The sequence below is a fragment of the Prevotella sp. oral taxon 317 str. F0108 genome, from assembly GCF_000162415.1.
Classification (GTDB): domain Bacteria; phylum Bacteroidota; class Bacteroidia; order Bacteroidales; family Bacteroidaceae; genus Prevotella; species Prevotella conceptionensis.
The window spans coordinates 959,193-979,973 of sequence record NZ_GG740072.1 but is presented as its reverse complement, the minus strand read 5'-3'; the positions used below and the strand labels follow the sequence as shown (position 1 = coordinate 979,973).

Sequence of the window (20,781 nt, the reverse complement as noted above, 5' to 3'; positions counted from 1 at the left end):
CAGAAAAATATACCCAGTAAAACATGTAAAGGACAACAAAAGGGACATAAAATTAGATTATTACGTTCCTTTTGTCTAACTTTGCAGATATTTTGAGAATAAGGAAACAATTAAATAACTTATGAGCAAACAAATAGAAAAAATCAAGGAGCTTATCGCAAAGCGCGAACAAGCCCGTCTTGGTGGTGGCGAAAAAGCTATCGAAAAACAACACGCACGTGGCAAATACACAGCTCGCGAGCGCATAGACATGCTTGTAGACGAAGGTAGTTTCGAAGAATACGACATGTTTAAGTTGCACCGTTGCCACAACTTCGGTATGGAAAAGAAACAATACCTTGGCGACGGCGTGGTTGCTGGCTCGGCAACTGTTGATGGAAGGCTCGTGTATGTGTATGCGCAAGACTTCACGGTGAACGGTGGTTCGCTATCGGAAACGATGTCGCAGAAGATATGTAAGATAATGGACATGGCCATGACGATGGGCGCACCCGTTATTTGCATGAACGACTCAGGAGGCGCACGCATACAAGAAGGTATCAACGCACTTGCTGGCTATGGCGAAATATTTGAGCGCAACATCCTTGCAAGTGGTGTAATACCCCAAATATCAGGCATCTTTGGTCCGTGTGCAGGCGGCGCAGTTTACTCGCCAGCGCTTACCGACTTCACCCTGATGATGGAAAACACATCGTATATGTTCCTTACTGGCCCCAAAGTGGTTAAGTCGGTAACGGGCGAAGACGTGGACTCGGAGAACCTTGGTGGCGCATCGGTACACGCAACGAAGAGTGGTGTAACCCACTTTACGGCCAAAACCGAAGAAGAGGCTATGGACATGATAAAGAAGTTGCTAAGCTATATTCCCTCGAACAACACCGAGGAGGCTCCACGTGTGGCTTGCGACGACCCCATCAACCGCATGGATGACAGCCTGAACGACATTCTTCCCGACGACCCCAACAAGGCTTACGATATGTATAAGGTGATTACGGCCATCACCGACAACGGCGAATTCTTTGAGGTTCAGCCTAAGTTTGCCAAAAATATCATCACGGGTTTTGCACGTTTCAACGGGCAAAGCGTGGGCATCGTGGCCAACCAGCCCTCAGCTTACGCGGGTGTGCTAGACGTAAACGCATCTAGAAAGGGTGCACGTTTCGTGAGATATTGCGACGCTTTCAACATTCCTATCGTTAGTTTGGTAGACGTTCCAGGTTTCCTTCCCGGTACAGGACAGGAGTACAACGCTGTTATCTTGCACGGTGCACAGCTGCTTTACGCCTACGGAGAGGCTACTGTACCTAAGATAACCATCAACTTGCGTAAGAGTTACGGTGGTAGCCACATCGTTATGGGCTGCAAGCAACTTCGCGCCGACCTTAACTTTGCCTGGCCAACGGCCGAAATCGCCGTTATGGGTGCATCTGGTGCCGTGGCCGTTCTTTGTGCTAAGGAGGCAAAGGAGAAAAAAGATGCAGGCGAAGACGTTAAGGCATTCTTAGCTGAAAAGGAAGAAGAGTACACAGAGATGTTTGCAAATCCTTACCAAGCTGCTCAGTATGGCTATATCGACGATGTTATCGAACCGCGCAACACGCGTTTCCGCATTTGCCGCGGCTTAGCCCAACTCGCAACCAAACGTCAGAGTCTGCCAGCCAAGAAACATGGCTGCATGCCCATGTAATAGGCATAGGTAAGTTGCAATAATTATTTATCATTATCAATTATGGCTACGAAAGACAAGAACATCTATGCTGCCATCGCATTGGCACTTCACGAGTTCAAGGGCAATAACGTGCACGACAAAGAGCCTGGTTTCATTACTATCAAGAAACGAGACACCCTTTGGAATGCCAAATTCCTTTCAATGACACAAAAACCATAAAGAAAGTATGAAAGAATACAAATATACCATCGATGGAAAAGAATATAAAGTGTCCATCGGTGACATCGAAGAGAACGTTGCAGAGGTAACGGTTAACGGCGAAAGTTTCAAGGTTGAGATGGAGACTGAGGCCGAACCTGAAAAGAAAAAGGTGGTTTTGGGCGCACCCGCAGCATCGGCTGCCGCTGAAGAAAGTGCTGCTCCTGCCACTAATGTCAACACAGCCAATGCCATTAAGGCTCCTCTGCCTGGCGTAATCACCGAGATTAAGGTGGCCGTTGGCGACACCGTTGCTGCTGGCGACACGCTCGTTGTGCTCGAAGCCATGAAGATGGCCAACAACATCGAGGCCGAAAAGGCTGGTAAAGTTACGGCTGTTTGCGTTAAGCAAGGCGAAAGCGTGCTTGAAGATACTCCACTTGTAGTGGTGGAATAAACGGCTAACCCTTATTCTCGCGTTGTTAAACGCAGAAGGTGGAACATAAAAATGAGCTTGCAAAAGGTTTAAATTTAACCTTATTTGCAAGCTCATCTTTTTTTATGTAGTCAGAAAAGGCGGACACTTCCCCAGTAATGGGCGTTGGTTTATATCGTCATTATTCTGCTATTTGGGTACCTTATTGTTTTCAGGAAACACCACGGTGGGCTTAAATTGTTTGGCCTCTTCAAAGTCCATGAGGGCATAAGACATGATGATAACCGTGTCGCCCACCAACACTTTGCGTGCCGCTGCGCCGTTAAGGCATATTTCGCCACTGCCGCGTTGGCCCTTAATGATGTAGGTTTCAAACCTCTCACCATTATTGTTGTCTACAATCTGCACCTTTTCGCCCGCAATCATATTGGCCGCATCCAGCAAATCCTCGTCAATGGTGATGCTGCCCATATAATTGATGTTGGCCTCGGTAACCGTCACACAGTGCAGTTTAGATTTCAACACTTCGATAAGCATACTCTTTTATCCTTTATATTTAATGTGGTCGATGAGGCGAATTGGAGTTTCACCACAATAGACGGTGATGCAGCCAACCACGTACGGGCTGGCATTCCAATCGTCGAGGTCGGTCAGTGTTAGTCCGTCAACGATAGAAAAGTATTCAACTTCCAATCCCTCGTGCGCGTTAATCTCATTAATAACCCACTTTCGCGTTTCTTCAAGCGTAAGGGTTTTGGCCTTGTCAAGGCTTTCCTTTAAGGTTTTGTAAATGTTGGCGGCCAGCTTTCGCTCATTAGGCGTAAGCCTTTCGTTCCTCGAACTCATCGCCAAACCGCTCTCTTCTCTTACGATGGGGCATTCAACAATCTCAATGTTGCTGCCCATAAATTCCACTAAACGTTTCACTACGGCAATCTGTTGCCAATCTTTCTCACCGAAATAAGCCTTGTCGGGCTGCACGATGTCGAACAAACGGCTCACAACTTGACACACACCGTTGAAGTGTCCTGGGCGTTTAGCGCCTTCCATCACCGTTGTTACGGGTGGAAAATCGAACACGCGCGTATCGGGAGTGGGGTAAATCTCGTTCACCGAAGGTGCGAATACGTAGTCGGCTCCCACCTTTTCGAGCAGTTTACAGTCGGCCTCCAATGTTTGTGGATAATGTTCAAGGTCGCTTTTGTCGTTAAACTGTGTGGGGTTTAGGAATATGCTAACAACAGTAACGTCGTTATCTTTTACCGAACGCTCCACCAACGAGGCGTGTCCAGCATGCAAAGCACCCATCGTTGGCACGAAACCGATGGCGGAATGTTGTTTCCTATGGCAAGATAATGCATCTTGCAGGTCTACAATCTTTGTAAAAACTTTCATTGCTATGTATCTTCTAAGCGCATGCAAAATAACTGCTTTTTTCTTAAATAAGAAAGAATATCATTAAAAATATACCAAAAAGCAATGGCCCGAACTTCAAATAGCAAGCGTTTCGCCCTGTTTCTCAATGTTTTTTTGTACCTTTGTAGTCGGTTTTAAGAAGTGGGATGCAAGTTGTCCCAGCAAAACAAAGTCAAGTATGTCAAAAAAAATCTTATTCATTAATCAAGAGATAACCCCGTATGTTCCCGAAACGGAAATGTCTCTAATGGGCTACAATGTGCCGCTTAACATCCAAGAAACTGGGTACGAGATACGTACGTTCATGCCTAAGTGGGGAAACATCAACGAACGACGCGGACAATTGCACGAGGTGATACGCCTATCGGGTGTCAATCTCATTATCGACGAAACAGACCACCCACTGATTATCAAGGTGGCGTCTATTCCTTCGACAAGAATTCAGGTGTATTTCATTGACAACGACGACTATTTCATGAAACGCCAAATGGCTCTCGACGAAAATGGGGCACTCTATTCCGACAACGGACAGCGCGCAATATTCTTCGCAAGAGGCGTTTTGGAGACCGTTAAGAAACTGCGTTGGAACCCCGACATCATTCATTGCCAAGGCTGGATGGCCGCATATATCCCCGTGCTTATCAAGAAAGCGTTCAAAGACGAACCCACTTTCGCCAACACAAAGGTGGTAACCTCGCTATTTAACCACGGCTTGGAAGGACAGCTTGGCCATAACTTCAAGAAGACTTTGGAGTATAAGTCGATAAAGGCCGCGACACTTTCCGAGTTCAACGCCGAGTTCGATTACAACGAACTGGAAAAGTTGGCCATTGCTTTTAGCGACGGTGTGATTGAAGGCGGTGAGGGAATAAAACAACAACTGCTGGATTATGCAGACAAGAAGGGCGTGCCCGTGTTGAAATATCCAGGTCAAGACTTTACCGAGTCTTATAAAAAGTTTTACGACACCGTATATCCCGAAAAGTAATGTAGGCCTATCCCATTCTATACACTGAACGAACATGAAGTTAAAAGCAATTATCCCTATCGCCTGCATGGCACTAGCCATTGTAGGTTGCGACGATAACACCGACACGTTGGGCGGCTCGCTCATCAAGGAAGGCAGCTTTGTAGTGGCCACCGACTCGTTTCCGGTAGCCAGTAACACCGTGGCCGTAGACTCGTTGTTGTCTAAAAACACCATCGCTTACCTTGGAAAAGTGCGCGACCCAGAAACAGGTTCGTACATTACGGGCGACGCAATGATTCAGTTGCACAGCTTGGCCAACCTTGGTTTGCCAGTTAAAGACAGCATCGTTAGCAAGCAAGGCAATGAGATTTACGCCGACTCGTGCGAATTGTTCTTGCCTTTTGACAAGTCGTACGGCGACTCTACTGTGGTGACTACCCTCAACATGCGCGAGATGGAGAAACCCATGTTGGAGAAAAGAGCCTTTTATACCAACTTCGACGTCGAGGCTGGTGGCTACCTACGCACCTCAAACGCCATCAACAAGGATGTGAGCTACACACTTACCTCAGCTGCTGGTAAAACAAAAGGCATTCTTATCCGCATGAACGAACAATATGTGGCTAAAGACGGGACGCCTTATAAGAACTTCGGTACGTACTTGTTGCAAACCTACGACAAACATCCCGAATACTTCAAAAACACGTACACCTTCCTCAATAAGGTTCTCCCTGGCTTCTACTTCAAGTATAAAAGTGGACTAGGTGCAATGGCGCATGTAGAAGGTTGTTTGCTCAATGTGTTCTATCGTTCGAAGATAAAGGGCAAGGATTCTACCACTTGGGTGTCGTTTGCAGGGACAGAAGAGGTTCTGCAATATACGAAGATAACCAATACGGCAGACAACGCCGCATTGCTTAGCGACAGCAAGTACACTTATCTGAAAACGCCAGCAGGCTTTTTCACGCAACTTACTATCCCCGTAGACAAGCTGACGCAAGGGCACGACGGCGAGAACATCAACCAAGTGAAGTTAATGATGCCTCGTGCCAATAACTCCACGCAGAGCAAGAACGCACTTGATGCCGCCACAAACGTGCTACTGTTGCCCGTAGATAGTGTAGATAGTTTCTTTAAGCAAGACATATTGATGGACAACAAGACGTCGTTCTTGGCTTCGCTTGTGGCAAATACCTACACGTTCGACAATATTGCCAACGTAATAAACGTGATGAGGAAAGCCGATCGCACCAAACCCAATTGGGATAAACTGGTGATTGTGCCTGTAACGGTAACCACAGTTACCCGTCAAAACCAATCGGGTGGCAAGGAAACGGTAATCACGAAAATTGTGCACAACATGTCGCTAACCAGCACCAAATTGCTTAAAGGCACTGGTGTGCAGGGTAGTCCCATCAAGCTTAGCGTGATTTACACCAAGGTGCAATAACCCAAAGCTGCTAAGCGATGGCCGACAATTATATTGAGAACAAGAACCAAGAGTACGAGGAGCGGAAAAAGAAATGGTTGAAAAGCCAACAACGCTACCCCGTAAACTTGCCTGGCAACAGGAAGAAAACATAAACAGAGGCTAACATTTCAAAAACAGGGCGCGCAACATAACACCCGCTTAGGAAACATGCCTACGTAAAAAGGAGGACCGAAATAAGCGTTTCCTCCTTTTTACGTTTATCATTTAATACAAGAAACCCTCATGGCAGTATCGTCTGTACAACTAGACTTGATGGAGTTTGTAGAACGAAACATACTTCCACGTTACAATCAGTTCGACCGCGCCCATAACATGGCACATGTTATCCGCGTAATTAAGCGTGCGTTGGTGTTGGCCGAGAAGATTGGAGCCGATGTTAACATGGCTTATGTGGCTGCTGCCTATCACGATTTAGGGCTCGAAGGTCCACGGGCCATACACCATATTACTAGCGGAAAGATACTAATGGCCGACCAACGCCTCCGAAAGTGGTTCAGCAAGGACCAAATAGTAACGCTGAAAGAGGCCGTTGAAGACCATCGCGCATCTAGTTCGCGCTCGCCACGAAGTGTGTATGGCAAGATTACTGCCGAGGCCGATAGAGATTTAGAGCCTGAAATGGTGTTCAGGCGTACGGTGCAATACGGGCTAACCAATTATCCAGAGTTGAGCAGGGAAGAACAATGGGAACGCTTTCAGCGGCATCTCACCGACAAATATTCAACTTCGGGTTATATCAAGTTGTGGATTCCTGGTTCGATAAACGAACAATATCTCAACGATATACGAAATATACTGCCCAGCAAAGTATTGTTGCGGCAATGGTTCGACCGCCTATTTGAAGAAGAAACACATTGAGAAATGATGTTAAGGCTAGTTCTAAAAACAGCCTAAAATGTTATTCCTTGTTTGCTATACGCCAATGTGCTGTGGTCGATGTAATAATGAATTACCTGTGAAAAGCAATGGTGGGCTTACATCGTTAAGGTTTCTAACACACAGGTTTCATATGTTTTCTAACCCTATTTTTCATACTTTGTTAGGGCGAATTTCTTCAAGTTGTTTCGCTACAAAATGGCTTGTAGTCACACTACAAGTAAGTTGTACCAACGCTACAAGTAAGTTGTACCAACGCTACAAGCAAGTTGTACTGACACTACGAGCCAGTTGTAGCGACACTACAAAAGGGTTTGTAGCCAACCTACCAACTCTTTGCTAGGTAACGCTATGTATATTTTGCCATTTTTTAGGTGGTAAATTGCCCAACGATTATTTGGTAATATCGCTGAAAACGCTTACCTTTGCACAGCAAAAAGAGACAGATATGGGGGTTGTATCGATTTGATTGGGGTACTCTTCAAAATAAAATCGAAAACCGAGAAGAATTCTTTTGCTAATGGCGGGCCACGACCTTCGGGTTAGCTGTAAAGCCGGTGGATTACAAAGGCGGGGAACTCTCAAATCATGTATAGCTCAGAGTTTTCATCACATCATCGGTACGACCCTTTTTTATATTAGGCAGGAGTTTCTTCCTGCCTATTTTTTTAGAAGTTCGTGATTTGCATTATACAATTACAAATTAAAGATGTTGCATTATGTTTTCAGGCATTGTAGAAGAGATGGCCACGCTTGTGGCCATGAAACGATATGAAGAGAATATCGACTTTACGTTTAAGTCTACCTTCACCAACGAGTTGAAGATAGACCAAAGCGTTGCGCATAATGGTGTTTGCCTAACGGTTGTTGAACTTGATGGCGACAACTACACAGTTACGGCTATGAAAGAAACCTTGATTAAGTCGAACCTCGGACTGTTGCAGGTGGGCGACAAGGTGAACATTGAACGCTCAATGAAAATGAACGGCCGACTAGACGGACACATTGTGCAGGGACATGTGGACACGACTGCAACATGTATAGCGATGGAAGACGCGGAAGGCTCAACCTATTTTACGTTCGAATATGCTTTCAATCCCGAACAAGTGGGGCGCGGATATTTCACGGTAGACAAAGGTTCGGTTACTGTTAATGGCGTGTCGCTTACGGTGGTTAGTCCCACCGAATGCACGTTTAAGGTGGCCATCATACCTTACACGCGAGAAAACACCAACTTTTGCGACATTAAAGTTGGGGCGGTGGTGAACTTAGAGTTTGACATCTTGGGCAAATACATCGCCCGCATGCAAAGCCTTTCAAACAAATAAGCTTGCATTTACGGCTCACATTGAGCCGTTATCGTACATCACTTCACGATTTATGCCCGTGTTCAAGCCCTGAAACAGCTATTGTTATTTTTTGTTTCGGGGCTTGGGTTCGGGCAATTCTTTGTACGTTTCCCTTACAATTTCTGCTAAAACCTCGTGATCTTCAAGGTCGGCAATGTAAAAGTAGTCTTTTGCTCCTGGATATGGAGGGCGTAAATCAATGGATTTAAGTTTCTTTTTGCCTGCCTCGGTGGGCTTGATGTAAAGGCAATCATCGCACAATAGACCGAAGATTTTGCCGTTGCAATAGATACCATATTCGCCAAACATCTTCTTAACCGTTATTTCTCCTGCCGTAGCGCATTGGTCTACAACGTACTGAACAAAGTCTGTGGTACAAGCCATGTGTGGTTTTGTTTTTAGTTATTGTGAGTGATGATGCCTTATATACCAGCTGACGTGTTGACAAGTTAAAGAGAGGATGCCCCTAATTAAGAACTCAGAGTACTCCGCTTTATATTGTAGTCACTTGTCAACACGTCAATCTGAACGTTTTCTCCGCTGTATTGTTCGTCAGTTTTGCCTTTCACCGTTGAGATATACCTCGCGAATAACGGGCGTGGTATAGGCGTAGGGAATGAAGGCAATAGCGGGAATGGGGTGGGTGATGTAGAAGTTTGCCACCTTGCCAATGGCTATTGAGCCATAATCGGCACTTAGCCCCATAGCGTATGCACCGTTGATGGTGGCCGCATTGAGCGCCTCTTCGGGTAGTAGTCGCATCTTGATGCAAGCCAAAGACACAACAAACTTCATGTCGCCCGATGGTGTTGACCCCGGATTATAGTCGCTTGCGATGGCAGGACCAAGGCCGGCACTAATCATTTTGCGCACGGGTGCGAAGGGAATGTTAAGGAAGAATGAAGTGCCAGGCAACGCCGTAGGCGACGTTTCTGTGCCAATCATCATGGCAATGTCTTCGTCGGTCATGCTCTCCAAATGGTCAACGGATAGGGCATTGTGTTTAAGTGCCACCTCTACACCGCCACTTGGTGCCAGTTCTTGTCCGTGTATCTTGCCACGCATGCCATGTTCGGCACCGGCTTGCAGTATGCGCCCCGTCTCTTCGGGCGTGAAAAAGCCCTCGTCGCAGAACACGTCTACAAAGTCCGCAAGCCCTTCTGCTGCCACGGCGGGTATCATTTCGTTCACCACGAGGTCTACATAAGCACTTTGTCGGCCTGCATACGCCCTGCCCACAGCATGTGCACCAAGGAAATTCGATACCACTTTAAGTGGCGAGGTTTGTTTGATACGGCGTATAACGCGGAGCATTTTCAGTTCGTCTTCGGTGTTTAGGCCGTATCCGCTCTTTATTTCCACACAGCCCGTGCCTTTGAGCATCACTTCGCGAACACGTTTCATCGATTGTTCAAACAGCTCGTCTTCGCTCATTTCGTGCAGTTTGTCGGCACTGTTGAGTATGCCACCGCCACGTTTGGCAATTTCGGCATACGACAAGCCGTTGATTTTGTCGACAAATTCATTTTCTCTGCTGCCTGCATTGACAATGTGCGTATGCGAATCGCAGAACGATGGCATCACCGTTCCACCCTCGGCGTCTACTCTTTTCACGTCGGCTGCAAGCTGTGGTAAGCTTTCCATCGAACCGAAGTCGGCTATTCTGCCATCTTTTATTAGCAAATAGGCGTTGTCTAACGCTTCGAACTGCGCCATTTCGCTGCCTTGCAGGCGCAAGCGACCCTTGCGGTCGATGCCGCCAAGGGTCGCTATGTTATAGATTAACGTGGTTGCCATCGGCTTTTATTTGCGTAAGAACTGGATGGACTCTTCGATGTGGGGGTACATCACCACGTCTACATCAATGAATGGAACAACCTTTCGATAGGCCTCGTGTACCTTCATCAGTTCGGGAGAAGACACAAGCGGGCGACGGAAGTCGAGCGCTTGGGCTGCATTGAACAGTTCGATAGCCAGCACGCGCTCGGTATTGGCCACCACCTTGCGTAGCTTAATGGCTGCATTGGCACCCATACTAACAAGGTCCTCTTGGTCTTGGCACGAGGGAATGTTGTCGATAGACGACGGAACTGCGTACGACTTGTTAAGACTTACCACCGAGGCGGCCGTGTATTGGGCAATCATAAAGCCGCTGCTAAGGCCTGGTTTGGCCACAAGGAAACTAGGTAAGTCGCGCAAACCCGATACCAAACGATAAATGCGGCGTTCGCTGATGTTGGCCAATTCGCTCATGGCAATGGAGAGATAGTCCATAGGCAGGGCGATGGGTTCGCCGTGGAAATTGCCGGCCGAGATAATAAGGTCTTCGTCGGGACAAACAGTGGGGTTGTCGGTAGCCGAATTTATCTCGGTGTCTATCACCGAATAGACGTAGCGCAAGGTGTCTTTCACTGTGCCATGAACTTGTGGCACGCAACGGAAAGAGTAGGGGTCTTGCACGTGTTGCTTGGGGCGCGCGATGAGTTGGCTGCCTTCGAGCAGTTGGCGGAAACGTGCAGCCGTTTCAATTTGTCCCTGATGGGGACGTACTGCGTGCACCGCGTGGGTGAAAGGCTCGATGCGACCATCGAAAGCATCGAGCGACATGGCGGCGATAACGTCGGCCCATTCGCTCAAACGCTGTGCGTTAAGCAAGGCCCAAACAGCTTGTGCGCTCATGTTCTGCGTACCGTTGAGCAGTGCAAGTCCTTCTTTGCTGGCTAACTCGATGGGTTTCCAATTCATTCGGCGGTTCATTTCTTCTCCCGAAACAACTTCGCCGTTCATCTCCACTTCGCCTAGGCCTACCAAAGGAAGGCTCATGTGGGCTAGGGGAACGAGGTCGCCCGATGCACCTAGCGAACCTTGTTCGAGTATTACGGGGTAGATGTTGTTGTTGAACATGTCGACGAGTCGTTCAACGGTATCGAGTTTGCAGCCAGAGAAACCATAGCTTAACGACTGAACTTTAAGCAAAAGCATCATCTTAATAATGTCGTTGGGCAGACGTTCGCCCACTCCGCATGCGTGCGACTTGATAAGATTGACTTGCAATTGCGACAATTGGTCTTTGCTAATCGACACGTTGCACAGCGAACCGAAACCGGTTGTTACGCCATAGATGGGATTTTCTTCCTTGGCAATGCGTGCATCGAGGTATTCGCGACTTTTAATGATGCGCTTGCGTGCATCGTCGCTTAGTTCTATTTTGTAGTTGTTATAAATAATTTCGCCGATTTTCTCAATCGTTAGATGGTCGGCAGAGATTTGATGTGTCATGATGTTGGTCGTGATATGGGGTTTAAAAATGAATGTTGTCAATCAATTCGTCGTCAACGAGGTTGGGCAACGTTACCTTGAAGTGGGGGGTGCGCTCCATTTCGCGGCTGATAGCGTCCATCGAGCCTTTGTTTCTTGCCCACGAACGACGGCTTATGCCATTGTTGACATCCCAGAAAAGCATCTGCCTGATGCGTTGGTCGCAGGCCTCGCTACCATCAAGTACCATGCCGAAACCGCCATTGATAACTTCGCCCCAGCCAACGCCGCCACCATTGTGAAGGCTTACCCATGTGGCACCGCGGAACGAGTCGCCGATAACATTCTGTACGGCCATGTCGGCACAGAATTGTGACCCGTCGTAGATGTTACTTGTTTCGCGGAATGGCGAGTCGGTTCCCGAAACGTCATGATGGTCGCGCCCCAATACGATGGGTGCGCTAATGCGTCCTTCGCGTATGGCCTTGTTGAACGCCAAGGCTATGCGTATGCGTCCTTCGGAGTCGGCATAGAGGATGCGCGCTTGAGAACCAACAACCAATTTGTTGCGTCCGGCCTCACGAATCCAATGTAGGTTGTCGGCCAACTGTCCGTGTATGTCGTCGGTTGCCTTGTCCATCAGTTCGGTTAACACCTCGGTTGCAAGTTGGTCGGTTAGTTCGAGGTCGGCGGGCAAGCACGAAGTGCAGGCCCATCTGAATGGTCCAAAGCCGTAATCGAAGAACATTGGTCCCATGATGTCTTGCACGTACGAGGGATAGCGGAAGTGTTGGGCATCTTTCATGATGTCGGCTCCTGCACGGCTAGACATCAATAGGAAGGCATTACCATAGTCGAAGAAGTACATGCCTTGCGCCGTTAGCTTGTTAATGGCTGCCACTTGTCGGCGGAGCGAGTCGAAAACGCGCTCTTTAAATGTATCTGGGTCTTCGGCCATCATTCTGTTCGACTCTTCAAGCGACATGCCAACGGGATAGTATCCGCCAGCATAGGGATTGTGCAAAGAAGTTTGATCGCTACCTAAGTCTACCTGCACGTTATCTTTTGCAAGGCGTTCCCAAAGGTCAACCACGTTGCCAACGTATGCCATAGAAACCACGCGGCGTTCTTCCACAGCTTTCTTAACGGCAGAAATCAGTTCGTCGAGGTTGTCATGCAGTTCGTCTACCCATCCTTGCGCATGGCGTTTCTCTGCCGCATGAGGATTAATCTCGGCCACAACACTTACTACGCCGGCGATGTTTCCTGCCTTTGGTTGAGCACCAGACATGCCACCAAGACCTGATGACACAAAGAGTGGCATCTTGTGGTCTTTCTCTTTGCCGAACACTTTGCGGGCTGCGTTAAGCACGGTGATGGTTGTTCCGTGCACGATACCCTGCGGACCGATGTACATGTAACTGCCAGCGGTCATTTGTCCGTATTGACTTACGCCCAGCGCATTGAACCTTTCCCAATCGTCGGGCTTAGAATAGTTGGGGATAACCATGCCGTTTGTTACCACAACGCGTGGTGCGTTAGGGTGCGAGGGGAACAAACCTAAGGGATGTCCGCTATACATTACGAGCGTTTGCTCGTCGGTCATCTCGCTAAGATACTGCATGGTGAGTCGATATTGCGCCCAGTTTTGGAATACGGCGCCATTACCTCCGTAAGTGATAAGCTCGTGTGGATGTTGCGCCACGGCAGGGTCGAGGTTGTTTTGTATCATCATCATGATAGCTGCTGCCTGCGTGCTATGGTGTGGATAATCGCTTATGGGGCGAGCGTGCATGGCATAACGCGGACGTAGCCTATACATGTAAATGCGGCCATAGTCTTTCAACTCTTGCGTAAATTCGGGCAAAAGCTGTGCATGTAGTTCTTTGGGGAAGTAGCGCAATGCGTTTCTTAGTGCCAGTTTCTTTTCTTCTGCCGAAAGGATGTCCTTTCTTTTGGGGGCATGACTTACGCTATTGTCGTAAGCTTGTGGTTCGGGCAGCACGTGGGGAATACCTCCACAGAGGTCTGCTTGAAATTCTTGAAGGGTCATAGTGGTTGGTTAGTTTTATTCTTACCTATTTATATATAAGGTGTAGCGGTTACACCTTGCGCACTGTTTAGCGCATAAAGGCGAAATGCAGGCAGGCAAAAAGCCCACCTGCAAACGCATTATAGTTTTGATTCTACGATGGCAACAATCTCCGTTTCGGCAGCATTGGCCTTTGCAATAAGGTTGTTTGCCTCGGCAATCAGTTTGTTGCTCACTTCTTTGTCGATAAGCGAACTGGCATTAATCTTCACGTTCATGCCAGCTCCCAGTACGGCAGCGCGAGCTGCCAAGGCACCAACACCAGCGTCGGACACGCTGTTGGGGTTGCCCGTTTCGGCCATAGCCTTGCACAACTCGAACACGTGGAACGACTCTTTCATCGTTTGCAACGGCACTTGTGCGGCATAAAGCGTGGCGGCTTGTATGGCATCGGTACGCGCTTGCTTGTCGGCATCGGTCTTCTTGGGTAGTCCGAAGGCTGCCATAATGCGGTTGAAGGCCTCCGTGTCTTCGTCTACAAGGTGCAACAAGTTGCGCATCATCTCCTGTCCTTTGTCTGCCCAATGGCTAAACTCTTCCCAGCGATCGTCCCATCCGGGCTTATGACTAGAAAGGTTGGCAACCATTGCACCCAAAGCAGCACCCAAAACGCCCATGTAAGCAGAGATGGTACCGCCGCCAGGAGCAGGCGATTCGCGCGAGGTTTCTTTGGCAAAGCCCTCAACGGTGAGGTCTACCAGCTTTTTATTGCCTTCTTCTTCGCAAAGGTACTCAATCACTTTTTCGTGCGGATTGAAGGGTTTGAGGTCGTCAAGTCCCATTGACTTAACGGCAATCTTGATAACATCTTCTTCGGGAATGCCCGTAGAACGATTTTGTTTTTCCAAGAAATAACGGCCAGCCTCGATAAGCGTACGTTTGGGAATAAGGCCAACAATCTCTGTTCCTGTAACCCTTACTCCACGATTTTGTGCGCAACGGCACACTTCATCGAAAGCAACGTGGAGTGGGGTAACATCGATATTGGTAATGTTCATCGACACTTGGGCGATGCCGTACTCGTCTATAAACCACCCAATTGCCTTTGTTGCTTTAAGCGTTCCTGGCTGATTGATGGTTTTTCCGTTCTCGTCTTTCTTGATTTTTCCTGTTATAGGGTTTCCTTCACGAACGGGTCTACCTTTCTCTCGCACGTCGAAAGCGATGGCATTGGCGCGACGTGTGGAGGTGGTGTTCAGGTTAAAGTTGGTTGCGATGAGGAAATTACGTGCACCAACAGCGGTAATGCCTGTACGTTGAACACGTTCGTCAACAGGGCGTGCGCCAAAGTCGGGTTGCTTTCCTTCGGTAGTAAGTTTCTCGGCGAGTGCTTCGTATTCGCCTTGTCGACATACGGCAAGATTTTGTCTTTCAGGTGTGAAGGCAGCAGCCTCGTAGCAATAGCAAGGAATTTGCAGTTCGTCGGCGATGCGTTTGGCCAACTTGCGTGCCAATTCGGCACATTCTTCGAGCGTTATTCCAGCCACGGGGATGAGTGGCAGCACGTCTGTGGCACCCATTCGTGGGTGTGCGCCGTGATGTTGGCGCATGTCAATCAGTTCACCTGCTTTCTTCACGGCCAAGAATGCGGCCTCAACCACCACGTCGGGGCAACCCACAAAGGTTACCACCGTTCTGTTGGTGGCCTCTCCTGGGTCGACATCGAGCAGTTTAACACCTTTAACCTCTTTGATAACACTGGTTATCTGGTTAATGATTTCCATGTTGCGGCCTTCGCTGAAATTAGGCACACACTCTACAAGTTGCTTTACATTGTTCATGTTAGAATGTATCTGTTAAACGTTAGTATCAATATCGGTATTTTGTAAGACTAGCACAAATATATGAATTAATTTACTAATGCGTGCCTTTTTCGGGCATTTATTTGCCTAAAAAAAGTGCGACTGCATGCAGCCGCACTTTTCTAATTGTTGTTATGTTAGCCTAAGGCGTGTCGTTCTGCCTTGTATTTTGTCTTCAGCTAATCGTTTTGTTTCGCAATACGCAGTGACATATTCAAATTGATATGTGTTGAAAAGCGTTAATCAGGCGACCATTCTTTGTTTGGTTGTTACTTATTTGGGTTCGTTTATGCGTTCAAGTGTAACGAGCATCAATTCTAATTTATTGGCATTGCCGTTTTTCCTTATACGGAATGTAACGCTGTTGGTTTGTCGTGTAAGGTCTATGTCGCCAACGTGTACTTCACGTTTCTCTTCATTCTTGTCACCTTTTGTTGAGAACCAATCGGCAATAAGGTTTTGTCTCTGCCATATCTGTACGTCAGCTCCATGACTGTTCGACTTGTAGTTGAGCAGTAATCTGTATTTGCCTTCTGGCACATCGTCTAACGACAGCTTAACAATACCATCGCTAGGTGTGTCAATGGCCAAGCCTTTTCCGAACACGCAAACAACACCCTGTCCCAACGTGATGTTGAATTGTTGGGGGAAATAAATGTGCTTCGTAGGTGAGTAAACTGTTCGGGCTTCTTCTGTGGGTACCATGCGTTTGCTAGTCGGGGTGTTGGAATAGTAGAAAGCCAACGAAGTGTAGTTTACGGGGAAGTCGTTGTTTTGCGGGCCGTGCTCCATGCCATGATAAATATGACGTTCGAAAGGCATCTTATCGTTGAGGAACCATCGGTATCCGCCCGTTCGGGCCATCGGTAGCGAGTAGTCGAGCGAACCATGTAAGGGCAGACTAACGCCTCGGTCCCACCGGTCTAGTTGGGCGTACCATCCTCCATTAAAGTAATCTTCTGACCCTGTCCCATGTATTCTCATCTTTCCGTCTACGTAAGTGCTGTCGTCTCCTTCAAAGAATAGCGTCATTCCTGGTCGAAGTCCTTGTGCCGAGAGAATCGTGCCTACGTAATGACCCTTGCCCTCTGTTTCAAGGAGAGTATGATATTTGCCTAGTGGCGTTATCTCGTTCCGCCACGTGCAGTAGAGCTTTCCTTCCTTTTGAGGATTACGTTTGTTACTAGTAAAGTGTACCTTTATGCGCGCTGTGATGGGCGATTGTTGGCTGTTACGTTTTTTATAAACTAAACTTAGCTTGGCAGAGTTGTCGTATGGCATGGGTAGATAGCAGTAGTTGGCGGTTTGCTGTCTGCCAGCTAATAGGCTACGCATGGCAGGCTTACCGAAAGCGTAACCGAAGAAGTCGGCTAGTGGTGCATAGATGGCTTCTAATACCTCGTCGTCCCATTTCGCCGACAAGATAACGTCTTTGTTCTCGCCTTCGAAAGCGGTCCCAGCATCAATCTCAAAGCCAACTATTCTACCTCCTTGGTTGCTCTCGAAGAAGGGTTTTGTCTCACCGGGTTGAATGGTGACGGTACGTTCTTCTGTTTTAAAATCCGCCGAAGCACCCATGGCAAAGAGGTTGGGAGAGTAGGAAGAGGCCGTCCAGAGGTTTTCAACAGAGCGAATCTGTTCCAATTCTGCTTTTGAATTTGCTTGTGGATTGAAGGTTTCCACCTTCATTCCATCTAGTTTGCGGTATTCCACTTGAATGAATTCCAACTTTTGACCATCGTATAATATCTTGCACGACTTGGCATAGGTGATGGGTATATAGCAGTAATAACCACCTATTTCGTTACCGCAGATGGGCTTGATAAAAGGAAAAACCTTTCCAGAAAATAAGTCGGAGAACTTTATTGATAAGCTTGGCTTCTTTTGTCCATCAAAATAAAAGTACAGCATATTGTCGTTAGGAGTGGGTGTCCAAATGCGTTCGATAACGCCAGGACCATTCATTTCTGCGATGACAAGTTTCCCGTTTTCCTTGCGGAGATAGGAATATGTACCATCAAACCCGTCATCGTTGCCGTGCTTTCGGTCATAACTCGAAAAGCTTTCTATATAAGTACCCGTCCGATACTCAGGAAGGAGGTCTATTCGTTTGAGCGAATGTAACTCGTCCGTCCACTGGTAGGGTCTTTGCGACCATGCTTCAAGTGTGGGGATAATTGCCACTAAGGCCAGTATTGCTGTTCTTATCTTTATCATGAAGTGTTGCTTTTGTTTTTAATGATTTAACTTGTTGATGGCTATTTCTCGCAAAGTGTGTTTGCGAACGAACATCCCCCATCGCCCTTTCTTATAAATAGGAAGGAGCGATGGAGTAATGTTTGCTAAAAGGGTTCTTATCTTAGGCGATACCCTTCGGGAGTGATAATCATGGCATTTATTCCGAAGAACCCAGCCCAATGCGTGTTGGTTGAGCCCATTGAAAGTTCGATGTCTATTGTTCCGTCGTCTTTGGGTTCTATTCCAGAAACAACGGCCATCTTGTCTGTGTTGAAATCGTTCACTAGTTCGGCTTCCCCCTCGTTCTTTCCGATTACCTTATATTTCGTGCAAGTTTTGCGGTCGTTGATCGAGCCATAGAAGTAGAAGGTGTATTTCATGCCCTTGTTGAGATAGGATAGCTTGAAAGCACCTTTTGGAAGCTTTTTGCCGTCGCACCAGAACATGTCAATACATGCCGTTTTGGGCAGTCCTAGGTTGTTGGTCAACTCTCGGCGAACCATATTTTCCTCTGGTTTAGAGAAGTGTGTGGTAACCGCAAAGTTGAAATACGTGCTGTTTCCTGCCGAGTCTAGCAAGTTGGCTAGGGGTGCATCGTAGTTATGTTTGTAGTTGTTAAAGGGGGCGGGTGTCTCAATAGGCCCGAAATCGATATAGATTGGGCACTTCAACACGAACTCGTTAGGTCCTTTCTCTTTGAACTCGGAAAGCTCCGTCACCTCTTGTAAGTTGGTTGCCGCAGCGTGGGCCGCTGTCTTAGCTAGCTTGTTATCGTATTGTGAGAGTGAGGGGTTGAGGTAGCTCAATGCAGAAACATCTGTAGAGAATAGCGTTTCGTACCAAGACAAGGCAGCGATATAACGTCCTGTGATGGGGTCAAGGTCGATATCGTCTTTTAATACTTTATCGCCAAGGTAGGAAGTTCGCCCGTTTTGTATGGCAGTTCCTGTTGGTATCACCATGTCGACATGCGGTTTCCCCTGCATTACGGCATTGGTTATGCTGTCAAACATTTTCTTTTGGTCGTTGCCATAAGATGCAAAGGTGGGATTACGTGCAGTTTTGGCGTAGGCCCAGGTTTGATGTAACAATACCTTGACGTTAGGATTGGTAGCCAAAGATTTGATTGCTTGTGCCAATTGGGGCAGAAACGTCTGGTATCCATTGGCCATTCCCGCCATTTCGGTAGCCTCTTCCAGTGCGATGAAGTCCCAATTCTCTTCTTCAATTACCTTTCGTAGGTCTTGGTCCTTTTGTGTGTTGGAGTTTCCGTCTACTGAAACACGTTGATAAGCATAGCTGTTTGTTTCTTGCTTAATATTGTTTAAGTGTGTTTTGAAGCTGGCTTGTGGAATGGAGAGGTTGCAAATCACGAGTTTCTTGCCTGTGGTTGTTGCCATTTGGCTAAGTAATTGTGAGTTAGCATCAATTGCTCGTCCGCATCCAATGGTTAACAAGCGCATTGGAGCTTCGCCTTCGGCCACATTTACGTCTGCGTAATATTTTAGTCGATGGTCGCTTGTTTCAACTTTTACGACGGTTTTACCTGGTGCTAACGCTTTAATCAGCCCCTCATGTCCTGCTCGTTGTTCCACTTGGGCCACCTGGGTGTTTTCCACTTCCCACGTTAAGTTGTAGTTTTGCCCATCGTTTGCATCAACCAATGCCCTTATAATAGTTGTTTCTCCTACATTCAAGTTGAATGATGGCTGGCTAATGCGCACATAGTGGCTTACGTCCGGGCGCACCTCTTCTTTGTCTGCGCAGCCCGCAAACAAGGTTACCGCAAGGCACAATGCCTGCAATAAAATGGTTTTATGTCGTTTCATCATTTCTTGTTTTTAATATCCTGTGGGTTGTCTTAGCTTCACATTGATGTCCATTTGCTTTTGGGGAATAGGCATCAAGTACATCTTTTTAGTAAAGGTACGAGGTTTCCAAAGCGTTCGCTTATAGTAGGCGTTAGGGTTATTGGCATCGTCGCTGGCCATTGTGCCATTCCTATTCATGCCCCAATAGCTGTGGTTGAGATACTTCTCTGCCAATTTCCAGCGGCGAAGGTCGTTTAGGCGAATGCCTTCACAGTTAAACTCCACACGTCGCTCTTGTTGGATAGCCGACCGCATCTGCTCTTTGCTTAGTCCTTGGGGTAAGTTGGGAAGTCCAGCCCTTTCTCTGATGAGGTTCACATAGTGGTATACGTTTTCGTTAGGACCGTCTTGCGACTCGTTCAAAGCCTCTGCATACCCAAGGTATGCTTCTGCAAGGCGATACAAGATGCCTGGTTGATAACTATATTTGTTATCTCGTGGAAATACGTCGAGCGACACTTGCTTGCGAACGTTGTAGCCCGTCCAGGGTGCATCGAACGATTTGCTGGCGTCTTCGCCCACTCCTTGCAGGTTGTTTACGCGCCTGTTGGCAACGTTGAGCCATTCGTTGTTGAAGATAACCGAGACATAGAAGCGAGGTTCTCGGTTGCAATACATCTTATAGGTGCCAGGAAGGGTTACGGGGCGGTTGCCGTTGGTGTTGTCGTAAGTAGACGAAGGTCCGCCACCTGGCCATTTGGTGTGTCGCATTTCGTTTTCCGACGAAAAGCCTTTCTCCGTATATCCGGAGTTTTCGTTAATGATTGGTGTCCCATCTTGGCCGTAGCCACTGATGGGCATCTCTCCGTTAGCCATGAAGAATGCGTCTACCAGTTCTTGCGTGATGCCAAGTGCACCGTTTCCGCCTATGCCTTTGGGCAAATGATGCCGTTGCCAATTTTCTAGATCCTTATTATGCGCACGGCCAAAGATGATTTCTTTGTTGCCGTCTGAGAACCTTTTGAGCGACATGTTGTAGTAAGACATAAAGGGATCTATCGTTCCGTCGTCGTTATACTCGTAATAAAGCTTATGTCCTGCTGCTTCGGCGGCCTTAATCAGTTCGGCATGTGCAGCGGCTGCACGTTCCCATTTTTCTTTTGAGAAGTTCTGA

Annotated in this window: 18 protein-coding genes; 8 read left to right on the top strand and 10 right to left on the bottom strand. The window is 47.5% G+C overall.

Annotation, left to right across the window (positions count from 1 at the left end; genetic code table 11):
• The first annotated feature begins 121 nt into the window (after positions 1 to 121).
• Genes HMPREF0670_RS03580 through HMPREF0670_RS03575 form a run of 3 tightly spaced genes read left to right on the top strand, consistent with a single transcriptional unit; the run spans position 122 to position 2,324 of the window.
• Entirely contained in the window at positions 122 to 1,687 is a 1,566-nt protein-coding gene (locus tag HMPREF0670_RS03580) for an acyl-CoA carboxylase subunit beta (RefSeq protein ID WP_009229806.1), read from the top strand.
• Between the two features lie 42 nt (positions 1,688 to 1,729).
• On the top strand, positions 1,730 to 1,888 hold the full coding sequence (locus HMPREF0670_RS16645; RefSeq protein ID WP_009229805.1) for a hypothetical protein: 159 nt from the start codon (positions 1,730 to 1,732) through the stop codon (positions 1,886 to 1,888).
• Positions 1,889 to 1,895: 7 nt separating this feature from the next.
• Positions 1,896 to 2,324 carry a biotin/lipoyl-containing protein gene (locus tag HMPREF0670_RS03575; protein WP_009229804.1) on the top strand — a complete coding sequence of 143 codons (429 nt, stop codon included), beginning with the start codon at positions 1,896 to 1,898 and terminating at the stop codon, positions 2,322 to 2,324.
• A 168-nt stretch (positions 2,325 to 2,492) separates the two neighbouring features.
• Here HMPREF0670_RS03575 and panD read toward each other — a convergent pair whose 3' ends face one another.
• Both panD and panC read right to left on the bottom strand, forming a co-directional pair.
• Positions 2,493 to 2,840, bottom strand: coding sequence for an aspartate 1-decarboxylase (gene panD / locus HMPREF0670_RS03570; RefSeq protein WP_009229803.1), 348 nt, complete (start codon positions 2,838 to 2,840; stop codon positions 2,493 to 2,495).
• 6 nt (positions 2,841 to 2,846) lie between these two features.
• The gene (gene panC, locus HMPREF0670_RS03565; protein WP_009229802.1) at positions 2,847 to 3,698 is read right to left on the bottom strand and encodes a pantoate--beta-alanine ligase; all 852 of its coding nucleotides are present in this window, start codon (positions 3,696 to 3,698) and stop codon (positions 2,847 to 2,849) included.
• A 199-nt stretch (positions 3,699 to 3,897) separates the two neighbouring features.
• Between panC and HMPREF0670_RS03560 the strand changes: the two genes are divergently transcribed.
• From HMPREF0670_RS03560 to HMPREF0670_RS03545, 5 genes are all read left to right on the top strand, one after another.
• Positions 3,898 to 4,707, top strand: coding sequence for a glycogen/starch synthase (locus tag HMPREF0670_RS03560; RefSeq protein ID WP_009229801.1), 810 nt, complete (start codon positions 3,898 to 3,900; stop codon positions 4,705 to 4,707).
• A 34-nt stretch (positions 4,708 to 4,741) separates the two neighbouring features.
• Positions 4,742 to 6,139, top strand: a complete 1,398-nt coding sequence (locus HMPREF0670_RS03555; protein ID WP_009229800.1) for a DUF4270 domain-containing protein — start codon at positions 4,742 to 4,744, stop codon at positions 6,137 to 6,139.
• Between the two features lie 17 nt (positions 6,140 to 6,156).
• Positions 6,157 to 6,273: a dehydrogenase gene (locus tag HMPREF0670_RS16640; RefSeq protein WP_198009269.1), complete on the top strand. Its 117-nt coding sequence runs from the start codon at positions 6,157 to 6,159 to the stop codon at positions 6,271 to 6,273.
• Between the two features lie 130 nt (positions 6,274 to 6,403).
• The gene (locus HMPREF0670_RS03550) at positions 6,404 to 7,039 is read left to right on the top strand and encodes an HD domain-containing protein (RefSeq protein WP_009229799.1); all 636 of its coding nucleotides are present in this window, start codon (positions 6,404 to 6,406) and stop codon (positions 7,037 to 7,039) included.
• Between the two features lie 737 nt (positions 7,040 to 7,776).
• A complete protein-coding gene (locus HMPREF0670_RS03545) occupies positions 7,777 to 8,385 on the top strand; it encodes a riboflavin synthase (RefSeq protein ID WP_009229798.1) in 609 nt (202 codons plus the stop codon).
• 84 nt (positions 8,386 to 8,469) lie between these two features.
• Here the strand turns inward: HMPREF0670_RS03545 and HMPREF0670_RS03540 are convergent, their stop codons facing one another.
• The 8 genes from HMPREF0670_RS03540 to HMPREF0670_RS03505 all read right to left on the bottom strand — a co-directional run.
• Entirely contained in the window at positions 8,470 to 8,790 is a 321-nt protein-coding gene (locus HMPREF0670_RS03540; RefSeq protein ID WP_009229797.1) for a TfoX/Sxy family protein, read from the bottom strand.
• Between the two features lie 168 nt (positions 8,791 to 8,958).
• Positions 8,959 to 10,203, bottom strand: coding sequence for an imidazolonepropionase (gene hutI, locus HMPREF0670_RS03535; protein WP_009229796.1), 1,245 nt, complete (start codon positions 10,201 to 10,203; stop codon positions 8,959 to 8,961).
• 6 nt (positions 10,204 to 10,209) lie between these two features.
• The gene (hutH, locus tag HMPREF0670_RS03530; protein ID WP_044077663.1) at positions 10,210 to 11,685 is read right to left on the bottom strand and encodes a histidine ammonia-lyase; all 1,476 of its coding nucleotides are present in this window, start codon (positions 11,683 to 11,685) and stop codon (positions 10,210 to 10,212) included.
• A 22-nt stretch (positions 11,686 to 11,707) separates the two neighbouring features.
• Positions 11,708 to 13,717, bottom strand: coding sequence for a urocanate hydratase (locus tag HMPREF0670_RS03525; RefSeq protein ID WP_009229794.1), 2,010 nt, complete (start codon positions 13,715 to 13,717; stop codon positions 11,708 to 11,710).
• 119 nt (positions 13,718 to 13,836) lie between these two features.
• Positions 13,837 to 15,537, bottom strand: coding sequence for a glutamate formimidoyltransferase (ftcD, locus tag HMPREF0670_RS03520; protein ID WP_009229793.1), 1,701 nt, complete (start codon positions 15,535 to 15,537; stop codon positions 13,837 to 13,839).
• 294 nt (positions 15,538 to 15,831) lie between these two features.
• Positions 15,832 to 17,775, bottom strand: coding sequence for a glycoside hydrolase family 172 protein (locus tag HMPREF0670_RS03515; protein ID WP_009229792.1), 1,944 nt, complete (start codon positions 17,773 to 17,775; stop codon positions 15,832 to 15,834).
• Positions 17,776 to 17,912: 137 nt separating this feature from the next.
• Positions 17,913 to 19,628: a DUF4886 domain-containing protein gene (locus tag HMPREF0670_RS03510; protein WP_009229791.1), complete on the bottom strand. Its 1,716-nt coding sequence runs from the start codon at positions 19,626 to 19,628 to the stop codon at positions 17,913 to 17,915.
• Positions 19,629 to 19,637: 9 nt separating this feature from the next.
• On the bottom strand, positions 19,638 to 20,781 hold a 1,144-nt coding region (locus HMPREF0670_RS03505), incomplete at its 5' end, for a RagB/SusD family nutrient uptake outer membrane protein (protein WP_009229790.1).

Coding starts and splice junctions, on each gene's coding strand:
- HMPREF0670_RS03580 (WP_009229806.1), top strand. CDS start 122: ATGAGCAAACAAATAGAAAAAATCAAGGAGCTTATCGCAAAGCGCGAA.
- HMPREF0670_RS16645 (WP_009229805.1), top strand. CDS start 1,730: ATGGCTACGAAAGACAAGAACATCTATGCTGCCATCGCATTGGCACTT.
- HMPREF0670_RS03575 (WP_009229804.1), top strand. CDS start 1,896: ATGAAAGAATACAAATATACCATCGATGGAAAAGAATATAAAGTGTCC.
- panD (WP_009229803.1), bottom strand. CDS start 2,840: ATGCTTATCGAAGTGTTGAAATCTAAACTGCACTGTGTGACGGTTACC.
- panC (WP_009229802.1), bottom strand. CDS start 3,698: ATGAAAGTTTTTACAAAGATTGTAGACCTGCAAGATGCATTATCTTGC.
- HMPREF0670_RS03560 (WP_009229801.1), top strand. CDS start 3,898: ATGTCAAAAAAAATCTTATTCATTAATCAAGAGATAACCCCGTATGTT.
- HMPREF0670_RS03555 (WP_009229800.1), top strand. CDS start 4,742: ATGAAGTTAAAAGCAATTATCCCTATCGCCTGCATGGCACTAGCCATT.
- HMPREF0670_RS16640 (WP_198009269.1), top strand. CDS start 6,157: ATGGCCGACAATTATATTGAGAACAAGAACCAAGAGTACGAGGAGCGG.
- HMPREF0670_RS03550 (WP_009229799.1), top strand. CDS start 6,404: ATGGCAGTATCGTCTGTACAACTAGACTTGATGGAGTTTGTAGAACGA.
- HMPREF0670_RS03545 (WP_009229798.1), top strand. CDS start 7,777: ATGTTTTCAGGCATTGTAGAAGAGATGGCCACGCTTGTGGCCATGAAA.
- HMPREF0670_RS03540 (WP_009229797.1), bottom strand. CDS start 8,790: ATGGCTTGTACCACAGACTTTGTTCAGTACGTTGTAGACCAATGCGCT.
- hutI (WP_009229796.1), bottom strand. CDS start 10,203: ATGGCAACCACGTTAATCTATAACATAGCGACCCTTGGCGGCATCGAC.
- hutH (WP_044077663.1), bottom strand. CDS start 11,685: ATGACACATCAAATCTCTGCCGACCATCTAACGATTGAGAAAATCGGC.
- HMPREF0670_RS03525 (WP_009229794.1), bottom strand. CDS start 13,717: ATGACCCTTCAAGAATTTCAAGCAGACCTCTGTGGAGGTATTCCCCAC.
- ftcD (WP_009229793.1), bottom strand. CDS start 15,537: ATGAACAATGTAAAGCAACTTGTAGAGTGTGTGCCTAATTTCAGCGAA.
- HMPREF0670_RS03515 (WP_009229792.1), bottom strand. CDS start 17,775: ATGATAAAGATAAGAACAGCAATACTGGCCTTAGTGGCAATTATCCCC.
- HMPREF0670_RS03510 (WP_009229791.1), bottom strand. CDS start 19,628: ATGATGAAACGACATAAAACCATTTTATTGCAGGCATTGTGCCTTGCG.